The organism is Fulvivirga aurantia (genome assembly GCF_009711475.1).
Classification (GTDB): Bacteria; Bacteroidota; Bacteroidia; order Cytophagales; family Cyclobacteriaceae; genus Fulvivirga; species Fulvivirga aurantia.
Genome location: NZ_SMMD01000173.1, coordinates 1 through 810, shown reverse-complemented (window position 1 = coordinate 810; position 810 = coordinate 1). Strand labels below are relative to the sequence as shown.

The 810-nt window shown below is 39.1% G+C and carries 1 protein-coding gene and 1 pseudogene; both read right to left on the bottom strand.

What is annotated here, in order from left to right; translation table 11 throughout:
• Positions 1–103: 103 nt before the first annotated feature.
• The gene (locus tag E1176_RS00510) at positions 104–607 is read right to left on the bottom strand and encodes an SRPBCC family protein (RefSeq protein ID WP_155208635.1); all 504 of its coding nucleotides are present in this window, start codon (positions 605–607) and stop codon (positions 104–106) included.
• Positions 608–664: 57 nt separating this feature from the next.
• A pseudogene (locus E1176_RS21005) lies at positions 665–810 on the bottom strand (transcriptional regulator); the annotation flags it as partial.

Genomic DNA, 810 nt, shown 5'->3' with positions numbered 1-810 from the left:
TTGAAAAAAGTTATGTCTCTGAGTGACGTTACCGATATCAAAACTTGAGCATTGAACAATTAGCTTCTCTCTCTCTAGGCTCTCAGCTCGCTTCTCTCTGCAATTATTTACTCATTTGATCTAATAATTCATCCAATCTTTCTAGTGTAGACATCATGCCTTCTTTCATTCCCATATTGATCACTGCTTCCAGATCAGATAGAGATTTATAGGTAATTGTAGTTTCCACCAGTGTATTGTCGCTTTTATCGCTAAAGCTAACATGCCATTCCGCTTGTGGAAGATCGGTGTTTTTATTGCCTTCGCTGTCGCTAAAAGCATCCTTAGATTCGTAAAAATCAATTTGGTTGATTTTGGTGTAATCCGTCCAGCCCCAATATTCCTTACCTTCCGGGTCGATCATCGCATAATGCCAATGCCCACCTTCGCGAAAGTCCATGGACTTGGTTTTAGTAATAAATGGCTTAGGGGCAAACCATTGATCCAGCAACTCGCTTTTAGTGTAGCAGTCCCAGACCAGCTGACGGCCAGCGGCAAACTCTCTTTTTAAAGTGATGGTGTTGTTTTCCTTATTTACAAGGAAGTCAAATTGTAGTTGAGCTTTCATTTGGTTGTTTTTTAAATTGTTATGAATAAAATGTAATCAGATCCGGCCTTACCGGTTTCATTTTTCTTTGTTTTTCATTTTCGTTAATAGAGAATCAAGCTGGTCAAACCGGGTTTCCCAAATCTTACGAAACTGATCCAGCCATTGATCTATCTTTTTCATTTTTTCCACTTTCAGCTCATAATAGATCTCTCGGCCTTGTT